Origin of the sequence: Planktotalea sp. (assembly GCF_039984035.1) — a bacterium.
GTDB lineage: Bacteria > Pseudomonadota > Alphaproteobacteria > Rhodobacterales > Rhodobacteraceae > Planktotalea.
The window spans coordinates 1-4,740 of record NZ_JBDWVM010000254.1 but is presented as its reverse complement, the minus strand read 5'-3'; the positions used below and the strand labels follow the sequence as shown (position 1 = coordinate 4,740).

Below are 4,740 nucleotides of genomic sequence, written 5' to 3'. Positions count from 1 at the left end.
GCCCATCAGCGCATATTGCAGCAAATCGGTCGCATCGGCGCGAATGTCAGCGCCCACATCAAGCATCACGTTAAAGCCGTTCGCGGAACGCGAGGGCCAAAGAATGCCAATCGCGGGGCGGTTTACGCCGGGCAGTTTGCGCAGCCGGATCATGCTCATCGCCATGAGCGCACCAGTATTGCCACAAGAGACACAAGCGGCAGCTTCGCCAGCGCGCACAGCTTCGATAGCAGACCACATCGACGTGTTCTTACCAGTGCGCAGGGTTTGGCTGGGTTTGTCGGTCATTTTCACAACGTCAGGAACGTCACGAATTTCGCAAAGACCAATTAGGTTTTTGCGGCGCGCTATGAGGGGGGCGAGGGTGGCCTCAGGGCCATGCAGGATAAAGCCCAGATTAGAAGACTTGTCCACACAACGAGAAACACCGGCAACGATAGCTGCCGGTCCCTCATCTCCGCCCATAGCGTCGATAGATAAAATGATACGCTCACGGCTTGTCACTGAAAGATCATCTGTTTGATCGATGGACACAGACATGAACGTACCTCGCGGGTTAGTTAGGCCGCGTCTTCGTCCAGATCGATTTCGTCAACAACCGCAACGATCTCTTTGTCCGCGTAGTGGCCACAAGAAGGGCACACGTGGTGTGGGCGCTTCAGCTCACCACAGTTAGAGCATTCGTTTGGGTTCGCTGCAACCAATGCGTCATGTGCACGACGGTTGTTGCGGCGCGATTTGGATACTTTGTTCTGCTGGACAGCCATGTCGCAACCTATCAATGTTCGGGGCCACAGTTGGGCCGTTGTACGGGTCTAGCAGGCACATATGCGAGGGCGCGTCGCCTGTCCAACCCTAAATTCGTCTGAGCGCGCGAAAATAGCCAAGAAAGTTATCTCTGCAAGCGATTCTTTGACGCGGGTGCGTCGCTTTGCTCATGTGAGGCTTACAGGGGCACAGATCGCTGCGAATCTCGATGAAAGCTTGCATAGGTCTTAATCGGCCAAATGCTGCAGTAATGCCATGACTTGATCAAAGGGGCCTTCGCTAGGGGGCGCATCGCGCGCGGCTTCGGTATGCTCGTTAAACCGTCCCATGCGAACCAGCTGAGAATACCCATGGATGAGCGCCCAAACTTGGGTTTCTACGGTCAGGGCGTCGCGTTCTTTTGTAACAAAGTGGCTGCAGACCTTTGCAAGCGTTTCATAGGCTGTCGGTGATTGCTCCCCGAGATCGGTGGAGAAACTGACCAGCGATCCCATAGAGAATATGGCATCAAAATAGGCGGGTTGCTTGATGGCAAAGTCGAGGTAGCCACGGCAAATAGAATGAAGCTGCTCCGTCGGGGCAGAGCCGCCATTTTCGATCGCATCCAGAAGCGATTGATTGAATGCGACAAAACACTCGAGCGCAACAGCCTCGCGCAGGGCAGCCAAATCCTTGAAATGATGCTTTGGCGCGGCGTGGCTGACCTGAGCTTTGGCGGCGCAGCCCCGTAGAGTGAGCGCGCTGACACCGCCTTCGGTCAAAAGCTCCATTCCCGCCTGAACGAGCGCATTGCGTAAATCGCCATGATGGTGGGCGTTGTTGGTTTTCTTTGAAGTCATCGCGCAGCAATAGAGGAAGTAACTTGACAGCGTCAAGCTGGCGAATTAGCTAAGCTGAACTTTACAGTGTCAAGTTGCTCGATAGGAAAGCCCCAATGTTAGCGATCAAGTTTCTTCGAAATTCTCTTTTTTGGCTCACATGCAGTCTGATTGCCTTGGCGAGCTACCGTATCGTGTTCGCGGATATTGCCTTGGTCATGCCGGTTATGGAGCAACATTTGATCCGACCGTTTGCGCTTTATGGGCATGTGTTCCTCGCGCCCGTTGCCTTGCTGGTGTTGCCATTCCAATTCTGGACTAAGTTTCGCCAACGTCGGCTGCACCTGCACCGTTTGTTGGGGCGCATTTATGTCGTGGCGGTTTTTATTTCCGGCCTTTGTTCAATCTGGTTGGCGCTCACCACGCAAAGCGGTGTACTGGCAGCTTGGGGTTTTGGAGCTTTGGGAGTTCTCTGGCTGGCAACGACTGCGATGGCACTGGTCAAGGTGCGAGGCGGGGACATAAAGGCTCACCAACTATGGATGATACGATCTGGCGCGCTGACGTTTGCAGCCGTGACACTTCGGCTCCAACTGCCCATCGGAATTGGCGTGTGGGGATTTGAGAACGCTTATCCTGTGATCGCTTGGTCCTGTTGGGTGCCAAATTTGATCGTTGCAGAATGGATCGTTCGAACCCAGCAAGCCAGCAGGTAAATAGGCTAATCAGGTTGCGGCAGTTCTAACCCAGGGCTTAGTTCAACGACCTGCGTTGTCTTGGATTCAAAGCCAGTCATTTTAAGGTGGCGATAGGACTGCACAATATTCCCAGTCTCGGGGTCGATCCAAAGCTTTTCGTAAATTTCAGCGCCAGCGAGCGCTGATGACAAATAGCGCCCTGAAACGACGTCATAGTCGCTACCGTTCAACGCCTCGGTTCCACAGACCAGATCGCTGGCCGCAACCAGATCTTTTGTTAGGGCCGCTTTGCTATCTGCGCGCCCTTTTTCAGCGTCAAAGGAGCTTTGGAAGGTCCAGCTTTGGCCCTTGTCATTTGAGACATACATATTGTCGCCTAGAAAGAGCGACCAAGGGCTATCTGCGGGATCGATCATTTCTGTCATGCCATTTCCGTTGCCATCACTGTGATGGTAATTCAGGCTGGTGCTGCCGCCGCCGATTTCTTGTGTGATATGCAAACGCGTTGGGCCGATATCTGGATTGCCATTTATGAGAAGTTTGGAAAAGCGATCATGGCACTCATCGGCATGCGCGACACTGGCCATTGCAATAAGGGCTAAAGAAAATACAGCAGGTTTCATCAGAATGTTCCCGAAATAAGGTGTTTTAGTCTAATATTCGGAAATGTTAGGGCATTGCTGCCCGTCTGTCATTCCTTTGGCTCACACCAGCGTCAGCAGCGCGATTTCAACGCTTGCCAAAGGTCTCGCGGGCAAAATCGATGAATTTTACCAACCGCTGCGGCCTGTAACGATCCCGATGATACACAAGCGACATAGGTTTTTCGGGCAGTCCCCATTCAGGTAGAAGGCGAACAAGTGCGCTACTGGAAAAGTCTTTTTGCACAAGAACCTCGGGCAACATGGCGATGCCCATACCCGCTCGCGCGGCTTCGCGCACGGCTTGGCCTGAATTGACGGAAAATATCGCGTTCGGAGTCCAGTTTCGTTCGGCTTTCCCACTGGAGAAGCGCCAAGGTCTGCGACCTGTCTTAGAAAACAGAATGGCGCGAAACGGGTCCAGATCGTCGGGCGATTCAGGCATGTTGTGCTGCGCAAGGTAGGAGGGCGCAGCGCAAACCGCCATTTTGTAGGGGGCCAGTTGGGATTGCAGCAAGCTGCTGTCTTCAAGTCGGCCAATCCGAAACGCCACATCAATGCCGCCTGCAATCAGGTCTTCATTTGCATCGGAAAGCACAAGCTCGATTTCGACATCAGGCAATTGATCGGAAAACACCTTGAGCATAGGGACAAGCGCGGCCGTGCCAAAGCTGACAGGCGCTGCAATACGCAACCGACCGCGCGGGGTGAGTTGCTCATCATTGGCTGTGCCTTCGGAGCGCGCAACCATTTCCAGAATGTCGCGACATTGATCGAGATAAGTTTCGCCAAAATCTGTGAGGCTTTGTTGCCGCGTTGTGCGATTGAGCAGTTTGACCTGCAGATGGCCTTCTAGGGCGGCAATGCGCTGGCCAACCAGCGTGCTGGTGACGTTCAACCTTTGCGCGGCAGCGTTCATGGAACCGGACTGAACAACTTCGACAAAGGTGCGCATCGAGACGAAAAGATCCATTGCGCAGTTTTCCTTCTTAAAGTGTCAATAATTTTCACAATTATCATCACTTAGCTCTTCAATCACAATCCCCTTTGAGCAAGATCAAAAGGAGCATCCAAGATGGTTGCAAGATTTAGGGACCACGCTGTGCTTGTCACAGGCGCGGGGAGCGGTATGGGGCGGGCGGTTGCGCGGCGTCTCGCGCAGGAAGGTGCAGCGCTCATTTTGTGGGGACGTCGCGCTGAACCGCTTGAGAAGGTCGCGTCTGAAATTCGACAGGAGGGCGGCTCTGCTTTGGCGCAGGTGTGCGATATCGCTGATGCAACGCAAATCGAAACCAATGTCGCTGCGATTATTGCCAAGTTTGGCAAGCTCGATGCGGTCTTTGCCAATGCGGGGCATTTGGGGGACTTCAAAGCACTTCGCGAGACTAAGGCTGCTGATTTTGATGATCTATTGCGGATCAATTTGATCGGAACCCAACAAACAGTCGCGCAGTGCTTGCCGCATATGGAAAACGGCAGCGTCCTTATCAATGCCTCTTGGACGGCTGGCGCTGTTATGCCCGGCTCAGGCGCCTATGCGGCGAGCAAGGCCGCGTTGCTTGCCATGATGCGCGTTTGGGCTGTTGAGGAAGGACCACGCGGCACCCGTATCAATGCCATCAGCCCGGGGATCATTCTCACACCAATGGCTGACGAGGTTCTTGATCCCGAGATTTCTGCGCGCCTTTCAAACCATACGCCGCTGCGCAGGAATGGCGTGCCAGAAGATGTTTCAGGGACGGCGGCGTTTCTTCTTTCAAGCGATGCGAGTTTCGTCACGGGGCAAGACATCGCTGTAGATGGTGGTTTTACATT

6 protein-coding genes and 1 pseudogene are annotated in these 4,740 nt (G+C 53.8%); 2 read left to right on the top strand and 5 right to left on the bottom strand.

The features are described from left to right. The 3 genes and pseudogenes from ABJQ89_RS11490 to ABJQ89_RS11480 all read right to left on the bottom strand — a co-directional run. A pseudogene (locus ABJQ89_RS11490) lies at positions 1-540 on the bottom strand (phosphate acyltransferase); the annotation flags it as partial. Positions 541-560: 20 nt separating this feature from the next. Next, a complete protein-coding gene (gene rpmF, locus ABJQ89_RS11485; RefSeq protein ID WP_348496371.1) occupies positions 561-767 on the bottom strand; it encodes a 50S ribosomal protein L32 in 207 nt (68 codons plus the stop codon). Positions 768-995: 228 nt separating this feature from the next. Next, a complete protein-coding gene (locus tag ABJQ89_RS11480) occupies positions 996-1,607 on the bottom strand; it encodes a WHG domain-containing protein (RefSeq protein WP_348496370.1) in 612 nt (203 codons plus the stop codon). Between the two features lie 95 nt (positions 1,608-1,702). On the opposite strand from ABJQ89_RS11480, the gene ABJQ89_RS11475 reads away from it, so the two are divergent. Beyond that, complete coding sequence (locus ABJQ89_RS11475; RefSeq protein WP_348496369.1) at positions 1,703-2,302, top strand: DUF2306 domain-containing protein; 600 nt, start codon at positions 1,703-1,705, stop codon at positions 2,300-2,302. A gap of 5 nt (positions 2,303-2,307) precedes the next feature. On the opposite strand, the gene ABJQ89_RS11470 is transcribed toward ABJQ89_RS11475, so the two are convergent. Together ABJQ89_RS11470 and ABJQ89_RS11465 are read right to left on the bottom strand one after the other, a co-directional pair. After that, positions 2,308-2,907, bottom strand: coding sequence for a hypothetical protein (locus ABJQ89_RS11470; protein WP_348496368.1), 600 nt, complete (start codon positions 2,905-2,907; stop codon positions 2,308-2,310). A 106-nt stretch (positions 2,908-3,013) separates the two neighbouring features. Beyond that, positions 3,014-3,898, bottom strand: a complete 885-nt coding sequence (locus ABJQ89_RS11465) for a LysR family transcriptional regulator (protein WP_348496367.1) — start codon at positions 3,896-3,898, stop codon at positions 3,014-3,016. A gap of 102 nt (positions 3,899-4,000) precedes the next feature. Between ABJQ89_RS11465 and ABJQ89_RS11460 the strand changes: the two genes are divergently transcribed. Next, the coding region (locus ABJQ89_RS11460; protein ID WP_348496366.1) for an SDR family oxidoreductase at positions 4,001-4,740 on the top strand (740 nt) is incomplete at its 3' end.

Coding starts and splice junctions, on each gene's coding strand:
- rpmF (WP_348496371.1), bottom strand. CDS start 767: ATGGCTGTCCAGCAGAACAAAGTATCCAAATCGCGCCGCAACAACCGT.
- ABJQ89_RS11470 (WP_348496368.1), bottom strand. CDS start 2,907: ATGAAACCTGCTGTATTTTCTTTAGCCCTTATTGCAATGGCCAGTGTC.
- ABJQ89_RS11480 (WP_348496370.1), bottom strand. CDS start 1,607: ATGACTTCAAAGAAAACCAACAACGCCCACCATCATGGCGATTTACGC.
- ABJQ89_RS11475 (WP_348496369.1), top strand. CDS start 1,703: ATGTTAGCGATCAAGTTTCTTCGAAATTCTCTTTTTTGGCTCACATGC.
- ABJQ89_RS11465 (WP_348496367.1), bottom strand. CDS start 3,898: ATGGATCTTTTCGTCTCGATGCGCACCTTTGTCGAAGTTGTTCAGTCC.